Source organism: Tersicoccus phoenicis (assembly GCF_001968835.1).
Taxonomy (GTDB): domain Bacteria; phylum Actinomycetota; class Actinomycetes; order Actinomycetales; family Micrococcaceae; genus Tersicoccus; species Tersicoccus phoenicis.
The window spans coordinates 67,996-90,981 of record NZ_MRDE01000076.1; the positions used below are offsets into that span (position 1 = coordinate 67,996).

The 22,986-nt window shown below is 68.8% G+C and carries 18 protein-coding genes; 10 read left to right on the plus strand and 8 right to left on the minus strand.

Annotation, left to right across the window (positions count from 1 at the left end; genetic code table 11):
* Positions 1-24 precede the first annotated feature (24 nt).
* The 3 genes from murJ (at position 25) to trxA (ending at position 3,960) form a co-directional block, all read left to right on the plus strand.
* Positions 25-1,743 carry a murein biosynthesis integral membrane protein MurJ gene (murJ, locus tag BKD30_RS13255; RefSeq protein ID WP_083956501.1) on the plus strand — a complete coding sequence of 573 codons (1,719 nt, stop codon included), beginning with the start codon at positions 25-27 and terminating at the stop codon, positions 1,741-1,743.
* A 178-nt stretch (positions 1,744-1,921) separates the two neighbouring features.
* A complete protein-coding gene (locus BKD30_RS13260; protein WP_143588198.1) occupies positions 1,922-3,490 on the plus strand; it encodes a hypothetical protein in 1,569 nt (522 codons plus the stop codon).
* A 143-nt stretch (positions 3,491-3,633) separates the two neighbouring features.
* Positions 3,634-3,960, plus strand: coding sequence for a thioredoxin (trxA, locus tag BKD30_RS13265; RefSeq protein ID WP_076705312.1), 327 nt, complete (start codon positions 3,634-3,636; stop codon positions 3,958-3,960).
* Between the two features lie 1,142 nt (positions 3,961-5,102).
* Here trxA and BKD30_RS13270 read toward each other — a convergent pair.
* The 8 genes from BKD30_RS13270 to rpmH form a co-directional block, all read right to left on the minus strand.
* Entirely contained in the window at positions 5,103-6,212 is a 1,110-nt protein-coding gene (locus BKD30_RS13270; protein WP_076705418.1) for a ParB/RepB/Spo0J family partition protein, read from the minus strand.
* Between the two features lie 650 nt (positions 6,213-6,862).
* Positions 6,863-7,729 (minus strand): ParA family protein, encoded by an 867-nt coding sequence (locus BKD30_RS13275; RefSeq protein WP_076705421.1) that lies wholly within the window; start codon positions 7,727-7,729, stop codon positions 6,863-6,865.
* 426 nt (positions 7,730-8,155) lie between these two features.
* Positions 8,156-8,827 carry a 16S rRNA (guanine(527)-N(7))-methyltransferase RsmG gene (gene rsmG / locus BKD30_RS13280; RefSeq protein ID WP_076705423.1) on the minus strand — a complete coding sequence of 224 codons (672 nt, stop codon included), beginning with the start codon at positions 8,825-8,827 and terminating at the stop codon, positions 8,156-8,158.
* Positions 8,828-8,874: 47 nt separating this feature from the next.
* Positions 8,875-9,456, minus strand: coding sequence for a Jag family protein (locus BKD30_RS13285; protein WP_076705313.1), 582 nt, complete (start codon positions 9,454-9,456; stop codon positions 8,875-8,877).
* On the minus strand, positions 9,453-10,409 hold the full coding sequence (gene yidC, locus BKD30_RS13290) for a membrane protein insertase YidC (protein WP_076705314.1): 957 nt from the start codon (positions 10,407-10,409) through the stop codon (positions 9,453-9,455). The genes BKD30_RS13285 and yidC overlap by 4 nt, the downstream gene beginning before the upstream one ends.
* Positions 10,410-10,423: 14 nt before the next feature.
* On the minus strand, positions 10,424-10,786 hold the full coding sequence (yidD, locus tag BKD30_RS13295) for a membrane protein insertion efficiency factor YidD (RefSeq protein ID WP_076705425.1): 363 nt from the start codon (positions 10,784-10,786) through the stop codon (positions 10,424-10,426).
* Positions 10,787-10,854: 68 nt separating this feature from the next.
* Positions 10,855-11,196, minus strand: coding sequence for a ribonuclease P protein component (rnpA, locus tag BKD30_RS13300; protein WP_076705315.1), 342 nt, complete (start codon positions 11,194-11,196; stop codon positions 10,855-10,857).
* A 46-nt stretch (positions 11,197-11,242) separates the two neighbouring features.
* On the minus strand, positions 11,243-11,380 hold the full coding sequence (rpmH, locus tag BKD30_RS13305; protein WP_076694722.1) for a 50S ribosomal protein L34: 138 nt from the start codon (positions 11,378-11,380) through the stop codon (positions 11,243-11,245).
* Positions 11,381-11,912: 532 nt separating this feature from the next.
* Between rpmH and dnaA the strand changes: the two genes are divergently transcribed.
* The 7 genes from dnaA to gyrA all read left to right on the plus strand — a co-directional run bounded on the left by dnaA (position 11,913) and on the right by gyrA (position 22,968).
* Positions 11,913-13,346 carry a chromosomal replication initiator protein DnaA gene (gene dnaA, locus BKD30_RS13310; RefSeq protein ID WP_076705317.1) on the plus strand — a complete coding sequence of 478 codons (1,434 nt, stop codon included), beginning with the start codon at positions 11,913-11,915 and terminating at the stop codon, positions 13,344-13,346.
* A gap of 431 nt (positions 13,347-13,777) precedes the next feature.
* The gene (gene dnaN, locus BKD30_RS13315) at positions 13,778-14,902 is read left to right on the plus strand and encodes a DNA polymerase III subunit beta (protein ID WP_076705319.1); all 1,125 of its coding nucleotides are present in this window, start codon (positions 13,778-13,780) and stop codon (positions 14,900-14,902) included.
* Between the two features lie 120 nt (positions 14,903-15,022).
* Positions 15,023-15,988, plus strand: coding sequence for a phosphogluconate dehydrogenase (NAD(+)-dependent, decarboxylating) (gnd, locus tag BKD30_RS13320; protein ID WP_076705321.1), 966 nt, complete (start codon positions 15,023-15,025; stop codon positions 15,986-15,988).
* Positions 15,989-15,992: 4 nt separating this feature from the next.
* Entirely contained in the window at positions 15,993-17,180 is a 1,188-nt protein-coding gene (gene recF / locus BKD30_RS13325; protein ID WP_076705324.1) for a DNA replication/repair protein RecF, read from the plus strand.
* Between the two features lie 35 nt (positions 17,181-17,215).
* The gene (locus tag BKD30_RS13330; RefSeq protein WP_076705427.1) at positions 17,216-17,731 is read left to right on the plus strand and encodes a DUF721 domain-containing protein; all 516 of its coding nucleotides are present in this window, start codon (positions 17,216-17,218) and stop codon (positions 17,729-17,731) included.
* A gap of 381 nt (positions 17,732-18,112) precedes the next feature.
* Positions 18,113-20,137, plus strand: a complete 2,025-nt coding sequence (gene gyrB / locus BKD30_RS13335; protein WP_076705430.1) for a DNA topoisomerase (ATP-hydrolyzing) subunit B — start codon at positions 18,113-18,115, stop codon at positions 20,135-20,137.
* 98 nt (positions 20,138-20,235) lie between these two features.
* Positions 20,236-22,968 carry a DNA gyrase subunit A gene (gene gyrA / locus BKD30_RS13340; protein ID WP_076705326.1) on the plus strand — a complete coding sequence of 911 codons (2,733 nt, stop codon included), beginning with the start codon at positions 20,236-20,238 and terminating at the stop codon, positions 22,966-22,968.
* Positions 22,969-22,986: the final 18 nt, after the last annotated feature.

Consider the following 22,986-nt stretch of genomic DNA (forward strand, 5'->3'; position numbering starts at 1 on the left):
GTCGATTCTGAGACGATGACGTCGATGTCCACCGAAGAGCGCGCCGTCTCCCGCGGGGAGAACACAGCGCAGAAGTCGCCCGCCCCGCCGACCGCGGCCCGTTCCAGCGCGATCATGGCGGCCGGCACGCTCGTCTCCCGGGTGCTCGGCTTCCTCAAGATCATCGCGCTCGGGTACGCACTCAGTGCGACCTCCGCGCTGTACGACACGTTCTCGGCGGCGAACAACCTGCCCAACCTGGTCTACGTGATGCTCGCGGCGGGCGTCTTCAACGCCGTGCTGGTGCCGCAGATCATCCGGGCCAGCAAGCAGCCCGACGGCGGGGCCGACTTCACCAGTCGGCTGGTGACGCTGATCGTACTGATCCTGGCCGCGCTGACCGTGCTCGTGACGGTGGGGGCGGGAGTGCTGATGCGCCTGACGACGCAGGGCTGGTCCGCCGAGCAACTGAACGTGGGCATCGCGTTCGCCCTGTGGTGCCTGCCCCAGATCTTCTTCTACGGTCTCTACGCCACCCTCGGTCAGATCCTCAACGCGCACGGACGGTTCGGCTGGTACATGTGGGCGCCCGCCATCAACAACGTGGTCGCCATCGCCGGCCTCGTGGTTTTCGTGCTGACCATGGGACGGAGCAGTGAGGCCACCCCGCACACGGTGGCGACCTGGACCACCGCGCAGACGGTGCTGCTGGCGGGCAGCTCCACCCTCGGCGTCGTGTGCCAGGCCCTCCTGCTGGTGCCGCCGATCCGTGCACTGCGACTCCGGCTGCGGCCACGGTTCGGGTGGCGCGGCATCGGCCTCGGCGCGGCCGGCCGGGTCGCCGGCTGGACCATCCTCACCATGATCGTCAGCAACGGCGTGTTCCTGTTCGCGACGTACCCGACGGCGTCGATCGCGTCGGGCGCCAAACGGCCCGGGGAGAACATCGCCGGGCAGGGCGTCCTGGACACGGCGAGCATGATCTACACCCTGCCCCACGCGATCGTGGCGCTGTCGATCGCGACGGTGCTGTTCAACCGGATGTCGGCCGCCTCGGCCACCGGTGACGTCGGAGCGGTACGGACCGCACTCTCCCGCGGGCTGCGCACGACGGCGGTGGCAACGGTGTTCGGCGCGGGCGCCCTGCTGGTGCTCGCCGGTCCGCTCGGCATGTTGTTCGCCGGGGGCAGGGCCGCCGACGGCGCCGTGATGGGGCAGACCGTGGTCCTGCTCGCGGTCGGCGCTCCGTTCTTCAGCATCGGCTACCTGATGAATCGGGTCTTCTACGCGGAGGAGGACGCGCGCACGCCGTTCCTCATCCAGTGTGGCCTCGCGGTGTGGGGCATCCTGGCGGCCGGCGCGATCCAACTGGCGTATCATGCGGGTGTTCTGCCGGCGAACCGGCTGATCTTCGCCCTGGCCCTCAGTTATACCGTGCAGAACATCCTCGCCGTCGTCATCACGCATCCGCTGATCAAACGCCGGCTCGGGGGTGACTACGACGGCGCTCGGATCCTGGATTCCCACCTGAAGATGACCCTGGCAACCTTCGGGTCCGCGATCGTCGGTGGGTTGTTGCTGTACCTGGTCGGGGGGTTCGACGTCGGCGGCTTTCCCTGGCACAGCTTGATCACGGCGGCACTGACCATCGCCGGGACGGGCCTGGTGATGCTGGTCGTCTACCTGGTCCTGCTGCGGGCGCTCCGGGTCCGCGAACTGGGCAGTTTCCTCGATCCGCTGCTCGGCCGGTTGCGGCGCCGCTGAGCGTGTCCGCCCGCTCCGGTCGCCGCATCGAGGACACTCCGAGACGCACGGTGCCGCGCCGCAGCCGGACGCGGGAGCATCGCTTCGGTAGGATCGGATCGATCGTCGACCCCAGCATCGTCGACCGATCGGTGGGTCCGGCCGGTCCCGCCGTCCATCGAGGGAAGCGGGTTTCTCCGTGACGCAACCTGTCGACGTCGGGGCCATGCTCGGTGGCCGCTACAAGGTGACCGGACAGGTCCTCGTCTCAGTTGACGCCGATTATGTGTTCGACGGCGTCGATCAGATCCTCAGCCGCAAGGTCTCGATCCTCGTCCCGGCCGGGGAGCACGCCGAGGACATGGTCCATCACGCCCGTCAAGTGGCGGTGGGTGAACGCAGCGATCCCCTGCAGGTGCTCGACCTCGGTTACACGGAGGACCACCGTTATGTGGTGACGAACCGCGCATCCGCGGCAGAACTGCTGGACCTGCTGTTGGTCGAGGAGCGGGCCGAGCCCGACGACGCCGATTCCGCTCGCCCGTTCGATCACGAACGCACGGACCGTGACGCCGCGCACACGACGGTCGGGGCGCCGACGCAGAGCCGCCCGATCGCCGGGTACCGGCCCGAGGACCGGGACGAGGACGACCGGGCACTCGAGTCCGAGATCTTCGACGGTTCCGCCTGGGAGGACCGGTCGGAGCATGACCGGTCAGAGGGCGACGGTGCGACGCACGACCGCCGTCCTGGTCGTTGGGGGTTGGGCCGGTTCGGTGCCGGGGCGGCGGCCGGGGCAGCGGCCGGCGTGCTGACGTCCCACGGCCGCGGGGCCGCGCCGGAAGCTGAACGCGACGACTCCTCCGACGCGGTCGACACCACTTCCTTCGACGCGATCGATGATCGGACCAGCGGGTACGGCGACGACGACGGCACCCGTTGGGACGAGCCGAGTCGCGACGACGACCTCGAGGAGGACCAGGTCCGGGACGAGCAGCATGGCGGACGGATCGAGGGCGTGGCTGCCGGCGGCGCCGTCGCTGCCGGCACCTCGTCGGATGGTGGTCGAACGGACGACGACGACCTCGAGGAGGACGACCGGGAGAACGACCCGCGCTTCTCCCGCGCACTGGTCGGCGTCCTGGTGGTCGCCTTGATTCTGGCCGGGGCCTTCTTCGTCTACACCCAGCTCGGTCAACTCGCCGGCGGCGGCGGAACACCCGCCGCACAGTCGACGCCCAGCGGAGGTCCCGCCTCCTCCGCGGCCGCCAGCCCCAGCGGGTCCGCGACCTCGAGTTCCCCCGCCACGCCGTCAACCCCCCCGCGTGTCGTCGGCGTGACCCGCGAGACGAAGAACAACCGGTACCCCGGCGTCGCGTCACTGGATCGGCTGCTGCCCCGGCTGGTCGACGGGAATCAGGCGACGGACTGGATCAGCCCCACGTACTCGAGCGCCAATTTCGCCGGACTGGCTGACAACCTGGCCTTGGTGGTCGGCCTGCAGGATCCCGCGAAGGTGTCCCGGGTCGACATCACGCAGCAGGGTGGACAGGGTGGCAACTTCCAGCTCATGGTCAACGACAGCCCCACGATCGACGGTGCCCGCCAGGTCGCCCAGGGCAGCTTCACCTCGCCCAACGTGTCCGTGCCGTTGCCCGGCGGCACCCCTGCGGGCAAGTACCTGATCATCAACTTCACCGAACTGCCACGGATCACCGGTGGGCAGTATCCCTACGGGCTGCGAATCAGCGAGATCGCGCTGACGTGATGACCGGGCCGGCGGAATAGCCGGAGTCCGCCGTCGGTTGCATGGACAAGCAGGCAGGCACCGCCAGGTGAACGTCGCAGGAACAGGAACGGCCGCGCGGGTTCAGTCCGCCGCCGATCACCGTGAGACAGCAGGAGGCAGACATGAGCAACGCCAAAGAGGTCACCGACACCAGTTTCCAGGCCGACGTCCTGGAAGCCGACAAACCGGTCATCGTGGACTTCTGGGCGGAATGGTGCGGGCCCTGCCGGAAGCTCTCCCCGATCCTGGACGAGATCGCCCGGGAGCACCAGGGCAAGGTGGACGTCGTCAAGGTGAACGTCGACGACAACCCTGCCGTCGCGTCCAAGTACGGGATCACCTCGATTCCGGCGGTCTACGTGTTCAAGGACGGCGACGTCGCGGCGACCAGCATCGGCGCCCGACCCAAGCAGCACTTCGAGCAGGCGTTCGCCGAGTTCCTCGGCTGAAACCCGAAGTGGATCGACCTGGACAGGAAGAGCTGCAGGGCCGACTGATGGTGAGGCAAGGGGTGGCATCCTATGGATGCCACCCCTTCTTCATGCGTGCGCGGCTTCGTGCCCGAGGCATCTTCGCGCCCGGGACTTTTCTCAATTGGTTCCATTTGATTCCGTCGTAGACTGCCCGTTACGGTTCGTCGAGCTGGCGAAGGACAGCGATCGTCCGGCGGCGAAGCAGTCACAGGCAGGAGTCGACGGCGGCCGGATCACTTCCGGAGGCGCCGGACCAGGACGACCTCTCTCTGCACCACCCCCTCGGGTCGGGTTGCCCGTACCCCGGCGAACGCGGGATGCAATCCTTCCGGCCAACTGGTTCCACGTGAAACGCGTTGACGAGCCCTGCGACAGGCAGGACCCTGCTGCTCGTGGCCGCTCGTCGCAGACCGATGTCGACGCGAGATCCGTGACAACGATAGTGACAGTGACGCGCTCGGTAGTGCGGCGGAGTGTCATCCCGTGCGGACCGTCCGCCACCGCTGGTACCCGCACCTGCGATGGCGCTACCAATGGCGCCGTTCGACACCCGAGGGGAAATCCACTGGAGCCTGGCGGCTCGCGGACAGGCGATCACCCACACCGTCATACCGGTGGCTCGCTGAACGCTTCACGCGGAAGGTGAAGCCGCTGCCTCTCGGCCCGTGCGGATCCTGGACGTGCGTCCAGTCACTGACCAGTGAGGGGCTAGTTCAGTAACGGGCGCTTCGGTTTCACGTGAAACGCACAACCCGACTCCCACACCGAGAGCAGGGTGTCCCGGCCGTCTTCCGGTGGTCCTTCCGCCGCCGACCAACCCGCAAGCGTGAACCGTCACTGAGGTGCGCGCAGCCCCATGGGTCCCGGACCCTCATCCGGCAGCAGGAAGGAGTGATCCGATCGCCGTGACGGACGATCACCACACCCAGGGGCAAACGCCGGCGCTCGGGCCGTGGTCGTTTCACGTGAAACCACGCTCCATCCGACGTCTACGCGTTTTCATGCGCCGCGGTTCCACACCGACCGGGCGGTTGCACTGCGCGGAAGCCGATCACATACCAACACTTGGCGAATGGCCCGGTTTCACGTGAAACGACGCCCTTCGCAGCAGATGGACCCTAGCCCCTCGCGTCGGGACTGATGAGATCGATGATGCGGTTGAGGTCTTCGACGCTGCCGAACTCGATACTGACCTTGCCCTTACGGGCACCCAGGCTCACCTTCACGCTGGTATCCAGGTAGTCCGAGAGCGACGTCGCCAGGTAATCCAGACGCTCGTGGCGCACGCTGTTCCGCGGGGCAGAGGTTCGTGTGGCGCGCTTGAGCCCGTCGGACAGGGCAACGGCTTCCTCCGTCGCACGTACCGACATTCCCTCCGAGACGATCCGTTGTGCCAGCTTCTCGATTTCACCGACGTCAGCCAACGCGAGAAGTGCACGCGCATGGCCGGCGGAGAGGACGCCGGCCGCAACGCGACGCTGGACGAGTGGCGGGAGCTGGAGGAGTCGGAGCGTGTTGGAGATCTGCGGTCGGGATCGCCCGATCCGCGACGCGAGTTCGTCGTGTGTTGCGGCGAAGTCATCGAGCAATTGCTGGTATGCCGCTGCCTCCTCAAGCGGATTCAGTTGACTGCGATGCAGGTTTTCGAGGAGCGCATCCCGCAGCATGTCCGTGTCGTCCGTGGAGCGCACGATCGCCGGGATAGATTCGAGCCCGGCGCGTTGCGTCGCTCGCCAGCGTCGTTCACCCATCACCAGTTCGAATCCCGGACCTCCGGGCTGGCGTCGTACGACGATCGGCTGCAGCACCCCGATGGTGCGAATGGAGTGCACCAGTTCGCCCATCTCGTCCTCGTCGAACACCGCGCGGGGTTGGCGCGGGTTCGGCTGGATCTGTGCGACCGGGATCTCAGCGAACACTGCTCCCGGAACCTCCACCAGCGTTTCACGTGAAACGCTCCCGGACCCGCTGCTCGGTGCACTGTCGTCGACCGTAGTTCCCTCAGGCTCACCCGTGGTTGGACCCGACGACCGAGAGCTCAGGGCGCGTCCGTCCCGACTGCCCCGCGCCAGTGCTTTCCCCATCGCCTCAGCCGAAACGGTCCTCCGGCCCCGGCCGTTCCTGCCGGAAGCGGTGCGGGTCTCCGGGGCGTTCGTTCCCGACTCGTCCGTCGCGGCCTCATCCTGCCCGCGCCGTTCCGACCGCGGCGGGGCCCCGTCGAAGAACACGTCGACCGGTCGCTTGGTTCGGAGTGATTCACCCGTCGGCCGACCCGTCGTCGTCGTTCCCGCGGCGTCGGCGTCGGCCTCCGTGTCGGTGTCCGCGGTTCCTCCATCCGGTGCGTCTGCGCGCTCATCCGGTTGTACCTCGACCGATTGCCCCCCGACCGTTGCTTGGTGCCCCGGGCCTCCCGCGGCCGACGCCGGCAGATCGGGCGCCGTCGTCACCTCGGGCTGTTGAGCGTCGTCGACCGCGGTCGGCACATCGGGAGCGACCGTCGCCTCGGCTCGCCGTGTCTCGTCAGGCACCGCTACTGAGCGGGGAGGCGGGCTCTGCACCGGTACGTCGGCACCACGGGGATCATCCGACCCGTCCGCCTCGCCCTGCTGGGGTGCCGAGGGGATGAGTGCCCCCAGCCCACGCCCGAGACCTCGTCGCCGCTCCGCCATGTGTGCCGTCCTGTCCTAGCGCCCTGAAACGTACCGACCCAGTCTAGTGTTCGGGTCCACCGTTCGGATCGAGCAGCACGCGCGTCCGACCGGCGGTCCCGTCGCAGCCACGGCGCCGTCGTCGCGGGTTCGCGCCCGGACAGGCGGCACGACACGGAAGTCAACCAGTACAGCTTGACCCCGTGCAGCTTGATCCGCACCCGACCGGATCAGGCCGAGGCGCGCTCGTTCATCTCCGTCGCCGCTTCCTGATAGGACAGAGCACCGGAGGAGGCGGGATCGTAGGTGATCACCGTCTGCTGGTAGCTCGGCGCCTCGGAGATCCGCACCGACCGCGGGATCACGGCGTCGAGCACCTGGTCGGGGAAGTGCTCCCGAACCTCGGCGGCCACCTGGGCGGCCAGGTTGGTGCGACCGTCGTACATGGTCAACAGGATGGTGGACACCTCGAGGTGCGCATTGAGGTGCTTCTGGATCATGGAGATGTTGTTGAGCAGCTGGCTCAGCCCCTCGAGCGCGTAGTACTCACACTGGATCGGGATGACCACCTCGCGGGCGGCGACGAACGCGTTGACGGTGAGCAGGCCGAGACTGGGCGGGCAGTCGATGATGACGTAGTCGAGCCGGGCCTGGTCCCGCTCCGCCCGGTACGCCTCGTACTGCTCGAGTGCCCGGCGCAACCGCTGTTCACGCGCGACCAGGGACACCAGTTCGATCTCAGCGCCGGCCAGGTGGATCGTCGCGGGCGCACAGAGCAGGTTCTCGACGTCGGGGCAGGGCACGATCACCTCCGCCAGCGGCACATCGTCGAGCAGCACGTCGTAGATGCTGTCGACCTCGGCCGAGTGGGGGATGCCCAGCGCCGTCGACGCGTTGCCCTGCGGGTCGATGTCGACGACGAGAACGTTCAAGCCGGCACGGCCCAGAGCTGCGGCGATATTGACCGCGGTCGTGGTCTTGCCGACGCCGCCCTTCTGGTTGCTGACGGTCAGGTAGCGGGTCGCCGGCGGCCGGCTGATCTCCTTGGCTCTGAGCCGATCCCGACGTCGATTCTCGTTCGCCAGCTGACGCGCCAGAGGGGTTCCGTCCTCGTCGGCGCGCTGCGCCGGAGCCGACGTGGCGGCGGGTTGCGCCGGGCCCGGGTCGGCGGCAAGGTCGGCGTCCGCGACGTCGTCCGGCGTCGACCCGGTCACGACGGCGGGGTCGGGGGTGGGGGCCTCATCCGAGCGCCCTGAATCGTCCGCCGCCTCCGGCGGGGTCGTCCGTCCCGACTCCGCCGCGTCCGGCTCAGCGGGGCGGAACCCGGTCGCGTCCGAACTGTCCACTCGCGTCCTCACCTCAGGGTCGCGATCGGATGCCGGTCGCCGGCCGCTGAGGAACGAACTCAACGACGCGAAGGTGGGGACGCGTTGCCCCGGCTCGGTATTGCTCACGTGCTCGCTCCTCATCGCGGTCGGGTTCCAGACTAGCGGCACGTCCGCCCGGCATCCGACAGGCACAGATCAGCGCCCGGATCCACCGGGCCCGATTCTGCCGCCGACGGAGCCGACGTCGATCGCCACCACAGTGGTCGGCTCCGGCAACAGCTCCCGCCCGGCCGTGAGTACGACCGCGTTCCCCCCACCGGCACGACGGATCACCTTCTCGGCTTTCGCGATCTCCTCGGCGGCGCTGCGACCCTTGATCGCGAGCATCCGTCCCTCACCGTGCAGCAGCGGCACGCTCCACGGCACCAACGTGGTCAGCGCTGAGACCGCGCGGGAGGTGACGACGTCGACGTCGACGACGTCGGCGAGGTTCTCGGCGCGGTCCCGGTGGACGCGAACATGTTCCAGACCCAGATCCTCGATCACCTCCGTGAGCCACTGGACGCGGCGTTCGAGGGGCTCGATCAGGTCGACCCGCAGATCGGGCCGGGCGATCGCGAGGGTGAGCCCCGGGAGTCCCGCGCCGCTGCCGACGTCGGCCACCCGGGCGCTCTCGGGAATCAGCTCCTCGACGACGGCACAGTTGAGCACGTGCCGGTCCCACAGCCGGGGAACCTCACGGGGGCCGATCAGACCGCGTACGATGCCCGAGCCGGCCAGGTGCGCGACGTACCGGTCCGCGAGTTCACGCCGGGCGCCGAACACCAGGTCCGCCGCACGATCCTGCTCCGGAGTGGGTGCCGGCACCGCGGCGGGCTCGACGGCGGTCCCGTCCCGATCGGCGGGGGATCCGCTCACTGGTCGGGCAGCGACACCACGACGTGACGGGAGGCGCCCTCACCCTCCGACTCGCTGATCATGCCCAGGTCGGCGATCACGTCGTGGACGATCTTCCGCTCGTATGCGCTCATCGGCTTCAGGGCGACGGGTTCCCGAGTCTCGCGCGCACGGGTGACGGCGTCCCCGGCCAGGCGCTGCAACTCCGACGCGCGGTCACCGCGGTAGCCGTTGATGTCCAGGACCAGGCGGCTGCGCGAGTCGGTCGAGGCGAGCACGGCCAGCCGGACGAGTTCCTGCAGGGCGTCCAGTACGGCGCCGTCGCGCCCGACGAGTGCCTCCAGCGGCGCGTTGTCGCCGTCACTGACGATGGACAGGTGGGTCCGGCCGGCCCGGATCTCGATGTCGATGTCGCCGTCGATGTCGGCGATGTCGAGCAACTCCTCCAAGTAGTCGGCCGCGACGTCACCCTCCTCCTCGAGGCGCCGGGGCGTCGACGTCGCGACCTGCTCCGTCGGCGTCGCGGTGGGTTCGGCCTCGGTCTCCGGCGCGGTGTCCATGGCGCTGGTGTCCGGCTCGGTCACGCTCTCGGCGTTCATCGCTTTCTCCTGTTCTTCCGCTGCGGCTGGGTCCGTTGACCGCGCGGCTGGCTGTCCTCGTCGGTCGTGGCGACCGTCGCCCCGGAGCTCCTCGCGGTGGGCTCGAGCTTGCCCCGGGCGCGCTGCCGCTCCTGCCACGCCCGGTAGGCGGGTGAACCCGGCGTCGGCATGTTCCGGATCACCACGAACTGCTGGACCATGGTCCACACGTTCGTCGCTGTCCAGTAGATCAGCACGCCGATCGGGAAGTTGATGCCGCCGACGGCGAAGACCAGCGGCAGGACGTACAGCAGCATCTTCTGCTGACGCATGAAGGGACTGGCCAATGCCTGATCCGACATGTTCTTGGCCATGATCTGCCGTTGGGTGATGAACTGCGAGGCGGTCATCGCCAGGATCATCACGATGCTGAGCACGATGACGACGCTGTTGCCGCCGTTGTTCAGGAAGGTCGAGGAGAGTGGGGCACCGAAGATCGAAGCGGCATCGAACTGCTGCACCTGCTGCGGGCTGAGCGCGCCGATCTGATTCTTGTTCGACGCAGCATTGCCGATGCCGTTCAGCACCGTGAACAAGGAGAAGAAGAACGGCATCTGCACGATGAGCGGCAGACACGCGGAGAAGGGGTTGGTCCCGTGCTTCTTGTAAAGGGCCATCTGCTCCTGCGCCATCGCCTGACGGGAGAGCTGATCGGTCTTGCCCTTGTACTTCTTCTGCAGGGCGAGCAGCTCGGGCTGCAGCTCCTGCATGCCTCGCTGCGCCTTGATCTGTTTGACGAACAACGGGATCAGGGCGGCCCGAATCACGACGACGAGCCCGACGATCGACAGCGTCCAGTTCCAGCCGGAAGAGCCCGAGAGGCCGATGAAGTTGAACGCCTCGTGGAAGCCGATCAGGATGACCGACACGAGCCACCGGAACGGTGACAGGATCATGTCAAAGAACTGGAACATTCAGCTTTCTCTCCTCAAGCCGCACGGTGGCGGTGCTCGATGGGGGATGTCCCGTCCGGCTCCTGCTGATCAGCGGGGATCGGGGGATGGTTGATCCGGACGATCCGGGGCGTGCGGCCCTCGGGCCAGACCCGGTCTCCGTGCGGGACGTGGTCCACTCCACCGCCGTGGAACGGGTTGCAACGCAGCAGGCGCCGGACGGTGAGCCAGACGCCGCGCACGGCACCGTGCACCGTCACTGCCTCCAAAGCATAGGCCGAACAGCTGGGGTAGAACCGGCAGACCGGGCCGTAGAGCGGTGAGACGAGGCGGCGCCACGCCATCAGCAGGCCCATCAGCACCCAGCGCGGGACGTTCGTGACGGCACGGGCGACAATGCGCCACGCCGACGCGTGGCTGGCCGCGCTCGGGGGAGGCTTCGCCGCGCCCGAGGCGGGCGGGGCCGTCACCGGTGCTCCCGCGCGGCTCGACGCCATGCTCGGTCGACGTCGTCGGCGAGCTGGCTCCAGGACAGTCCCGCGGCGACCGGCAGGGCGCGCACGACGACGTCGACGTTCGGGTCTTCCGACCAGTGGCTGCTGACCAACGCGCGGAGCCTCCGCTTGACGAGATTGCGAGTGACGGCGTTGCCGACCGCCCGGGACACGATCAGTCCGGCGCGCCCCGGGTGGGTGGCACCGGTCTGCCGGAGATGGAGCACGATGCCACCGCGGGCGGCCTTGCGCCCACCCCGGATCACCGCGGTGAACTCGGCCGAGGTCCGCAGACGCCGTCCCGCCGGAAACATCAGTACACCGCCAGCAGCCGGAGATCAGCGTGAGGCGCCGCCCGGATCAGGCGGAGAGCTCGGTACGGCCCTTGGCGCGGCGAGCGTTCAGGATCGCGCGCCCCGCCCGGGTCCGCATGCGGGCACGAAAACCGTGCTTCCGGGCCCGACGACGGTTGTTCGGCTGGAAAGTCCGCTTGGTCACGGTGTTCACTCCAAAAGCTTCATCGGCACCGGATCGAACGGGGGGAAAGCAGATCCGGCGCGTGCGTGCGGCGACCCGACGTCCGTACCCTCGTCGGGTCGACGAGCACGACCGGTCAGCTTCCCTCACGGGGCGACACGGACCGGCTCGGGCGATCGAGGACAGCACGAACAGTGGTCACACAGGACCATCCAACGCTAGTGGACCGTCTGCCCCTCGTCAAACCGGCTCGCCCGTGCGTTCGGCGGACAAACCCGACCGCTCACGTTCGTCCGTGGTCTTCCACAGGTACCGCCGACCCGCCGATCCGTCTGCTGGAGCCGGATCACCGCCATCGTCACTCCGGTGCGCGGGTGATTGTCCACACGCCGTGGAGAAGCCTGTGGATGACGGAGCACCTTGCGGAGTGATGGACAATGGACGACGGGTCGCAGCTCGCGTTGACACCATCGCGACGCCACCGCGGCACCGGTGTGCGAGCGCCCAGCTCGGCAGGCACCACCACCCGTACATCTTGAGGAGGATCGGCCGCATGAGCCAGGAGGAATCGGATCACCTCGGTGAATCCTGGCGACGCGTGGTCGCAGCCATCGAGGGCGATCCCCGCGTCAGCGGACGGCAACGCGGCTATCTTCCGCTCGTCCGCCCTCAGGGGCTGTTCGGCAACACGCTGATCATCTCGGTGCCGAACGAGACCACCCGGGACGTCTTCCAGAACACGCTGCACCTGCCACTGGCAGATGCGCTGCGTGCCGAGCTCGGCCTCCAGATGCAGGCCGCGGTCGTGATCGACACCGAGATGCCGCCCCCGGAACCGCCGGCACCCGACCCGGAGCCGGAGCGGTCGCCCGAACCGAACCCGGCGCCGTCGACCTCGACCCGGGCACCGTCGCGTCCCGCGGCGCCGGGCCACGTCGACGCCTCGGACATGGGTCGACTGAACCCGAAATACATCTTCGACGCCTTCGTGATCGGTCAATCCAATCGGTTCGCTCACGCGGCGGCGGTCGCGGTGGCCGAGGCTCCCGCGAAGGCCTACAACCCGCTGTTCATCTACGGGGACTCCGGCCTGGGCAAGACCCATCTGCTGCACGCCATCGGTCACTACGCGCGGCGGCTCTACCAGGGCATCCGCGTGCGTTACGTGAATTCGGAGGAGTTCACGAACGACTTCATCAACTCGATCCGTGACGACGAGGGCACGAGCTTCAAACAGCTCTACCGCAGCGTCGACGTCCTGCTGATCGACGACATCCAGTTCCTGGCCGGCAAGGACCGCACCCAGGAGGAGTTCTTCCACACGTTCAACGCCCTGCACAACCACGACAAGCAGGTGGTGATCACCTCCGACCTGCCACCCAAGCAGCTGACCGGCTTCGAGGAACGGATGCGGTCCCGGTTCGAGTGGGGTCTGATCACCGACGTCACCATGCCGGAACTGGAGACCCGGATCGCGATCCTGAGCAAGAAGGCGATCGTCGAGGGTCTGCAGGTGCCGGACGAGGTACTCGAGTACATCGCCTCCAGGATCACCACCAACATCCGCGAGCTGGAGGGTGCGCTGATCCGGGTCACCGCGTTCGCGTCGCTGAACAAACAGCCCGTCGACCTGCCGCTCGCAGAGATCGTGCTGAAGGACCTGATCACGGCCGACGGCGCCAAGGAGATCACGGCGGCGACGATCCTCGGCCAGACCGCCGGGTATTTCCACCTGAGCCAGGAGGAACTGTGCAGCAAGTCGCGCACCCGCACCCTGGTCACCGCCCGGCAGATCGCCATGTACCTGTGCCGGGAACTGACGGACATGTCGCTGCCGAAGATCGGGCAGGAACTGGGCGGCCGCGACCACACCACCGTCATCCACGCTGACCGCAAGATCCGCCAGTTGATGGCCGAACGCCGCCACATCTACAACCAGGTCACGGAACTGACCAACCTGATCAAGCAGACCCAACGCGACGCCTGAGCCCGCTCTCCCCGTTGTCCACCCCTGTGGACAACGTTGTGCAGAACGGTGTCCTCGCCGTGGACAACCGGTCGAACAACGTCGGCCCTCGCTGTGGACGCACCCGAGGGCCCCGGCGCCCGTCCACCGGTGGGTCGTCCGACCCGTTCGTTCGAGCACAGCTTGCCAACAGGCCGCCGCGCGGCGCGACCGGCCGTGATCGTGGTTCTCCACAGGATCCACAACGGTTACTGACTCTACGAGACCTCTTCCTTCATCTGGTTCTTCCAAGAACATCTTCCCGACCGGCCCGGTCCGTCTTCGCTCGACCCTTCGCTAAGCTGTCCCCGGATCACCGACCCGGTTGCTCGCTGCCGTCCGTCGGAGCCGACCTGCTGGTCCGGGGCGCGTGGCCCCGCCAATGACGACGCTGAAAGGCGGATGCATTCTCCGTGAAGTTCTCCGTTGACCGGGATGTCCTCGCCGAGGCCGTGACCTGGACCGCCCGTTCGTTGTCCCCCCGTCCCCCGGTCCCGGTGCTCTCCGGACTCCTGCTCAAGGCCGGTTCGGGAACGGTGAGCCTCTCGAGCTTCGACTACGAGATCTCCGCGAACCTGCAGTTCGCGGCCGACGTCGCCGAGGAGGGGACCGTGCTGGTCTCCGGCCGGTTGCTGGCCGACATCTGCCGGAGCCTGCCGTCCGCGCCCGTGGAGATCGCGACCGACGGCGCGAAGATCACCCTCAGCTGCCGGAACTCCCGGTTCAACCTGGCGACGATGCCGGAGAACGACTACCCGGAACTGCCGGCGCTGCCCCCGATCGGCGGCGTCGTCGACGGCGGGGCGTTCGCCCAGGCCGTCTCCCAGGTGATCATCGCCGCCAGCCGCGACGACACCCTGCCGATCCTCACCGGCGTGCGGATCGAGTTCGAGGGCGAGACGATGACGCTGCTGTCCACCGACCGGTACCGGTTGGCGATGCGCGAACTGACGTGGCGCCCCAGCAGCGCCGGGCTCTCGACCAGCGTGCTGGTCAAGGCGCGCACCCTGAACGAGGTCGCCAGGACCCTCGGGTCAGGTGGTGACCTCTCCATCGCGCTGTCCGACGCGAACGAGCTGATCGGATTCGAGAGCGGCGGCCGGCGCACCACGTCCCTGCTCGTCGACGGCGACTACCCCAAGATCCGGTCGCTGTTCCCGGACGCCACGCCCATTCACGCCTCCGTGCGCACCGCCGACCTGGTCGAGGCCGTCCGCCGGGTCTCCCTGGTCGCCGAGCGGAACACCCCGATCCGGATGGCGTTCACCGAGGGCACCCTCGCGCTGGACGCCGGAACCGGTGAGGACGCCCAGGCGTCCGAGGCCATCGAGGCGACCCTGACCGGAGAGCCCATCACGGTTGCGTTCAACCCGCACTACCTCAGCGAGGGTCTGGGTGCGTTCACCACCGACCACGTCCGCTTCTCGTTCACCACCCCACCCAAGCCTGCCGTGGTCTCGGCGCAGCAGGACGCCGACGGGGAGGAACTGACGGACTACCGGTACCTGCTGATGCCGGTGCGGCTGCCGAACCAGTGAGCCCGTGCCGGTGACGGGCACATCGGCTTCGGTTCTGTCGACGCGCTGATCCGACGGCGGCAGACTGGAGCACACGCATCCACAAGACAGGCCGGGCAACCGACCGGAGGGACGGACACGATGCACATCGGCATGATCGGCCTGGGCAAGATGGGGTTCAACATGCGGGAGCGGCTGCGCCGTGCCGGCGTGGACGTCACCGGATACGACCGCAATCCGGACGTCAGTGACGTCCCGGACACCGATGCGCTGGTGGCGGCGCTGCCGTCCCCGAGGATCATCTGGTTGATGCTGCCGGCGGGTGCCATCACCGCGGCCGTGGTGGAGGAGCTGAGTGGTGGACTCGACGCCGGTGACATCCTGATCGACGGCGGGAACTCCCGGTTCACCCAGGACCAGGCCCACGCGGACCGCGCCGCCGAACGCGGCATCGGGTTCGTCGACGTCGGTGTTTCCGGCGGCGTCTGGGGCCTGGAGAACGGGTACGGCCTGATGGTCGGCGGCAGTGACGAGGACGTGGCCACGCTGATGCCGGTCTTCGACGCGCTCCGGCCGGAGGGAGAGCGGGACGAGAGTTTCGTGCACGTCGGCGCGGTCGGGTCCGGTCACTACGCCAAGATGGTGCACAACGGCATCGAGTACGGCGTCATGCAGTCCCTGGCCGAAGGGTATGAACTGCTGGCCAAGAAGGACATCGTCGAGGACGTGGCCGGCACCATGCACGCGTGGCAGAAGGGCACCGTGATCCGGTCCTGGCTGCTCGATTTGATGGTGCGGGCACTGCGGGACGATCCGGGCCTGGAGAAGATCTCCGGATACGTCGAGGACTCCGGCGAGGGCCGCTGGACGGTCGAGGAAGCGATCGCCAACGAGGTGGCCGCCCCGGCCATCACCGCCGCCGTCTTCGCCCGTTTCGTCTCCCGGCAGAACGACTCGCCGGCGATGAAGGCCGTCGCCGCCCTGCGCAATCAGTTCGGCGGGCACGCCGTCCGCCCGGCGGGCGAACGGGTCACCGGGAGCGGCACCCCGAGCCCGGGCAGCGAGAACACCGGGACCGAGCCGACGACGGCGGCCGGTCCGAGCTGACGACGTGCACCTCGCGGCTCTCTCCCTCACCGACTTCCGCACCTACACCCAGCTGAACCTGACCCTCGAGCCGGGGGTGACGGTGTTCGTCGGCGCCAACGGGCTGGGCAAGACCAACATCGTCGAGGCCGTCGGATACCTGGCGACCCTCGGCTCGCACCGGGTCAGCCAGGACGCGCCACTGATCCGGTTCGGCACTCAGCAGGCGCTGGTGCGGGCCCGGCTGGTGCGCCACACCCAGCAGCTGAGCCTCGAACTGGAGATCAACGCCCGCGGCGGCAATCGGGTGCGGATCAACCGGGGCAACCCGGTGCGGGCCCGGGAGGCGCTCGGACTGTGCCGGACGGTCCTGTTCGCGCCCGAGGACCTCGACCTGGTCAAGGGGGATCCCGGCAGCCGGCGCCGCTTCCTGGACGAGCTGATCGCCACCCTCGCCCCCGCACAGGCCACGCTGCGCGGTGAGTACGACCGGGTGCTCAAGCAGCGCAACGCCCTGCTGAAGTCTGCCCGGGCCGCCGGCCGATTCACCGAGAACCACCGGGCGACCCTGCAGGTGTGGGACGAGCACCTCGCCGCGACCGGCGCACAGCTGCTGCGGGTCCGCGTGTCGCTGCTGGAGCGGCTCGCGCCGCACCTGGCCGCGGCCTACCGGCGACTGACCGACGGCAGCAAGGAGCTGACGGCCCGGTATCGCAGCACGGTGGTGGGCCACGGACCGGACGACGACGACGGGCTGCCGGTCGGGCCCGCGGAACCGGCTTCGGATCTGGCGGACCTGGACACCGAGACGATCCGCCGCACCTTCCTGGCGGCACTGGAAGCCGGGCAGAAGCGCGACCGGGAACGTGCGCTCACCCTGACCGGACCGCACCGGGACGACGTCGAACTGGTGCTCGGCGAGGCCCCGGCCCGGGGCTATGCCTCGCACGGGGAGTCCTGGTCCATCGCCCTGGCGCTGCGCCTGGCCGCCTACGAACTGCTGCGCGAGGACGCCCAGGCCGAGGGTGGGGAGCCGATCCTCATTCTCGACGACGTCTTCGCCGAACTCGACGCCGACCGCCGGAACCGGTTGGCGGCCATCGCCGCCGACGCCGAGCAGGTGCTGATCACCGCGGCGGTCGTCGAGGACATCCCGGCCAGCCTGACCGACCGGCAGATGCGGGTCGGGCCCGGGGTCGTGGAGGCGGCGTGAGCGGTGGGCCGGAGGAGCCGGCGACCGGGGAGCCGATGAGCGAGGAGCCGGAGATCGACGCGGCGACCGCGGCCTTGCTGCGGGTGCGGGCGGCCGCCGAGGCGCGCGGAGAACGCCGCGTCCGCTCGGCCGCCGCCCTGCGTCGGGTGTCCGCCCGGGACGCCGCGGCCCGCACCGGCGCACCACGTCGGCACGGCCGGGACCCCCTGAACCTGGGTTCGGTGGTCACGCGCATGGTGCAGGACCGCGGGTGGAGCACCCCCGTGTCGGTCGGGTCCGTGATCAGCCGGTGGCCGCAGATCGTCGGCCCCGAGATCGCCGCGCACTGCACCCCGGACGCCTTCCGGGAGACCACCCTGCACGTGGTCTGCGATTCGACGGCCTGGGCCACCCAGCTGCGGCTGCTCGTGCCGAGCCTGCTGGCCCGGTTCGACGCGGAGATCGGGCCCGGCATCCTGACCGCGATCAAGGTCTCCGGGCCGACGGCGCCGAGTTGGCGGAAGGGTCCCCGGCACGTCGGTGGCCGCGGCCCGCGGGACACGTACGGCTGACGTCCGCCGGTCGCGAGCCGGATGGGGACGTGGATCGGAGAAATCCGGCGGCAGAGCGTCCGGAACCCCACGGGACGAGGCCGGGGCCGTCCGGGCCTCCACTGACCGGTCAGATCCGGCAAAGAATTGTGCTCACGGCTGGATCAGCGCGTGCCGGGAGCAGCCACACGGTAGAATCGTGATGTTGCGCCGTGGGGCTACCGCTCGGTAGCACCCGCATCCTCCGCGGAGGTGCCGGCGGCGCACACGTCAAGCGCGGTCGACCATCGTCGTCGCGCACGTCCCGATCACGAGGAGCCGGACGCGCCTGTGTCAGCGAATCTTCCCGACGACGGAGCCCCCCAGCCGCAGCATCCGACGGAGCCCCCGGTCGAGTCGCCGCTGCCACTGTCCAGCCGGCCGGGCACCACCCATGCCGAGTACGGGGCCAGCGATATCACCGTCCTCGAGGGGCTCGAGGCGGTGCGCAAACGGCCGGGCATGTACATCGGCTCCACCGGCCCCCGCGGCCTGCACCACCTGGTCTACGAGGTGGTCGACAACTCCGTCGACGAGGCCCTCGCCGGGCACGCCACCCACATCGAGGTGACGTTGCTCGCCGACGGCGGTGTCCGCGTGGTCGACGACGGGCGCGGCATCCCGGTCGACCTGCACCCGACCGAGAAGAAGCCCACCGTCGAGGTGGTGATGACCATCCTGCACGCGGGCGGCAAGTTCGGTGGTGCCGGGTACGCCGTCTCCGGCGGTCTGCACGGCGTCGGCATCTCCGTCGTCAATGCGCTCTCCCGGCGGGTCGACACCGAGGTGCGCCGTCAGGGTCACGTGTGGCGGCAGTCCTTCGCCGACGGCGGTCGCCCGAGCACCGAGCTGGTCAAGGGCGAGGTGACCGACGAGACCGGCACCACGCAGACGTTCTACCCCGACGACACGATCTTTGACAGCGTCGATTTCGACTACGAGACGCTCCGCGCCCGGTTCCAGCAGATGGCGTTCCTGAACAAGGGGCTGAAGATCACGCTGACCGACGAGCGCGCGGTGGAGGAGGCCGGGGAGGAGATCGCCGCCGCCGGTGAGGAGGACGAGAAGCCGGCCGGCGAGAAGCACCGCCGGGTCGTCTACCAGTACGAGAACGGCCTGCTCGACTACGTCACCTTCCTCAACTCGTCCAAGCGCACCGAGGTGATCAACGACGAGGTGATCGCCTTCGAGTCCGAGGACACGCAGCGGCGGATCGCCCTGGAACTGGCGATGCAGTGGACCACCGCCTACTCGGAGAGCGTGCACACGTACGCCAACACCATCAACACCCACGAGGGCGGCACCCACGAGGAGGGCTTCCGCGCCGCGCTGACCACGCTGGTCAACCGGTATGCGCGGGAGAAGAACATCCTGCGGGAGAAGGACGACAACCTCACCGGCGACGACATCCGGGAGGGTCTGACCGCCGTCATCTCCGTCAAGCTCGGCGAACCGCAGTTCGAGGGTCAGACCAAGACGAAGCTCGGTAACTCCGAGGCCAAGACGTTCGTGCAGCGGGTGGTGTCCGACCAGCTCGGCGACTGGTTCGAGCGCAACCCCGGACCGGCCCGTGACGTCATCCGCAAGGCGGTCCAGGCCTCCCAGGCCAGGATCGCAGCCCGGAAGGCCCGCGAGTCGACCCGGCGCAAGGGCCTGCTCGAGTCCGGTGGCATGCCGGGCAAGCTGAAGGACTGCTCGTCGAAGGACCCGTCGCAGAGCGAGATCTACATGGTCGAGGGGGACTCCGCCGGCGGCTCTGCGGTGCGCGGCCGGGACCCGCGGACCCAGGCGGTGCTGCCGCTGCGCGGGAAGATCCTCAACGTCGAGCGGGCCCGGCTGGACCGGGCGCTGAACAACGCCGAGGTGCAGTCCATGATCACGGCGTTCGGCGCCGGGATCGGCGAGGATTTCGACATCACCAAGGCCCGCTATCACAAGATCGTGCTGATGGCCGATGCCGACGTCGACGGGCAGCACATCACCACGCTGCTGCTGACCCTGCTGTTCCGGTACATGCGCCCGTTGATCGAACACGGCTTCGTCTACCTGGCGCAGCCCCCGCTGTACAAGATCAAGTGGTCCAACGCCGCCGACGACTACGTCTACAGCGACCGGGAGCGCGACGCCGTCGTCGCCGACGGGCTCTCCCACGGCCGTCGACTGCCCAAGGACAACGGCATCCAGCGGTACAAGGGTCTCGGGGAGATGGACTACACCGAGCTGTGGGAGACCACCATGGACCCGGATCACCGGACCCTGTTGCAGGTGACCATGGACGACGCGGCCGCGGCGGACCAGGTGTTCTCGGTGTTGATGGGCGAGGACGTCGATTCGCGACGCGCCTTCATCCAGCAGAACGCCAAGGACGTCCGCTTCCTGGACATCTGACCGGCAGCGGCCGGAGCCGCACCGTACCGCCACCGCCCCGCCACCGTCGGACTGTACGTGACCAGGTCCGGTCGTGAGATGAGAGAAGGACACCGAGCATGAGCGACGAGACCCCGGAGAACCCCGAGGCCGCTGATGAGCCGACCCCGGTCGAGGGCGAGGTGCTGACCGACCGGGTCGAGCAGGTTGACCTGCAGACCGAGATGCAGCGCTCGTACCTGGACTACGCGATGGCCGTCATCATCGGCCGGGCGCTGCCCGACGTGCGGGACGGCCTCAAACCGGTGCACCGGCGGATCCTCTACGCGATGTACGACGGCGGTTACCGGCCGGACCGGGCGTTCAGCAAGAGTGCCCGCGTCGTCGGCGACGTGATGGGCACCTACCACCCGCACGGCGACCTCGCCATCTACGACGCCCTGGTCCGGCTCATCCAGGACTGGACCATGCGGTACCCGCTCGCCCTCGGGCAGGGTAACTTCGGGTCCCCGGGCAACGACGGCGCGGCCGCACCCCGGTACACCGAGACGAAGATGGCCCCGCTGTCCCTGGACATGGTGCGGGACATCGAGCAGGAGACCGTCGACTTCCAGGACAACTACGACGGCCGCGACCAGGAACCCACCGTCCTGCCGGCCCGGTTCCCGAACCTGCTGGTCAACGGATCCTCCGGCATCGCCGTCGGCATGGCCACCAACATCCCGCCGCACAACCTGCGCGAGGTGGCCGACGGCGTCCAGTGGTACCTCGAGCACCCGGAGGCCACCAAGGACGAGCTGCTGACCGAGCTGCTCAAGCGGGTCAAGGGGCCGGACTTCCCGACCGGTGCTCAGATCCTGGGGCACAAGGGCATCGAGGACGCGTACCGCACCGGCCGCGGCTCGATCACCATGCGCGCCGTCGTCAACGTCGAGGAGATCCAGGGCCGCACCTGCCTCGTCGTCACGGAGCTGCCCTACCAGGCCAATCCGGACAACCTGGCGATCAAGATCGCCGAGCTGGTCAAGGACGGCCGCGTCGCCGGGATCGCCGATCTGCGGGACGAGACGTCGGGGCGCACCGGCCAACGCCTCGTCGTCGTGCTCAAGCGGGACGCGGTCGCCAAGGTGGTGCTGAACAATCTCTACAAGCACACCTCGCTGCAGGAGAACTTCTCGGCGAACATGCTGGCCATCGTCGACGGGGTGCCGCGCACGCTCTCCCTCGACGCGTTCATCCGGCACTGGGTCACCCACCAGCTGGACGTCATCGTCCGGCGTACCCGGTTCCGGCTGCGCAGGGCCGAGGAGGAGGCGCACATCCTGCGCGGCCTGCTGGCGGCGCTGGACGCGCTCGACGAGGTGATCGCCCTGATCCGGCGCTCGTCCACGGTCGAGGACGCCCGGAACGGGCTGATCGAACTGCTGTCCCTCGACGCGCTGCAGGCGCAGGCCATCCTCGACATGCCGCTGCGCCGCCTCGCCGCCCTCGAACGGCAGAAGATCCAGGACCGGTTCGCCGAGCTGGAGGCCGCGATCGCGGACTACCACTCCATCCTCGAGTCACCGGAGCGGCAGCGGCGGATCGTCAGCGAGGAGCTGGCCGAGATCGTCGACCGGCACGGCGACGACCGGCGCACGCAGATCATGCTCGGCTACGACGGCGACATGAGCATGGAGGACCTGATCCCGGAGGAGGACATGGTCGTCACCATCACCCGGGGCGGCTACGTCAAGCGCACGCGCACCGACCAGTACCGCACGCAGCAGCGGGGCGGCAAGGGCGTGCGCGGAGCGCAGTTGCGCGCCGACGACGTGGTGGACCACTTCTTCGTCACCACCACCCACAACTGGCTGCTGTTCTTCACCAATCTCGGCCGGGTGTACCGGGCGAAGGCGTACGACCTGGTGGAGGGCGGCCGTGATGCCCGCGGCCAGCACGTGGCCAACCTGCTGCCGTTCCAGCCGGACGAGACGATCGCCCAGGTGCTGGCGCTGAAGGACTACACGCAGGCGCCCTATCTCGTGCTCGCCACCCGCAACGGCCTGGTCAAGAAGACCCGGCTCGCGGACTACGACACGAATCGGGCCGCGGGCGTCATCGCGATCAACCTGCGCGACGGGGACGAGCTGGTCTCGGCCAAGCTGGTCTCCGAGGAGGACGACATCCTGCTCGTCTCCCGCAACGGCCAGTCCCTGCGATTCGCCGCGACGGACGAGGCGCTGCGGCCGATGGGCCGCGCCACCTCGGGCGTCACCGGCATGAAGTTCCGCGACGGCGACGAGCTGCTCGCCGCAGACGTCGTCACCGAGGACTCCTTCGTCTTCGTCGTGACCGACGGCGGCTACGCCAAGCGCACCCCGGTCGACCAGTACCGCGTGCAGGGCCGAGGTGGCCTGGGCATCAAGGTGGCCAAGGTCGTCGAGGAGCGCGGCGAGCTGGTGGGCGCGCTGATCGTGCACGAGGCCGACGAGGTGCTCGTCATCATGGAGAAGGGCAAGGTCGTCCGCTCCGGGGTCACCGGGGTGCCGGCGAAGGGCCGCGACACCATGGGCGTCATCTTCGCCAAGCCGGACAAGGACGACCGGATCATCGGGGTCGCGCTGAACTCCGAGTCGCGGATCGAGGAGGAGGTCGCGGCGGCCGAGGACGCCGCCGCGGACGACGACGTCACCACCACCGGGGCCGAGGTGAGTGACGGCGGCCCGGCGGGGACCGGCGCGGGAACCGATGAAGTACCGTTGGACCAGCAATCCGAGGCGGTCCCGACCGCCGACCCCGGCGATGACGCGGACGACTCGTCCGATGACGCCTCGCCCGCCGGGAGCGCCGATGACGGAGGTAGGCAGTGAGTTCCAACCAGCCCAGCG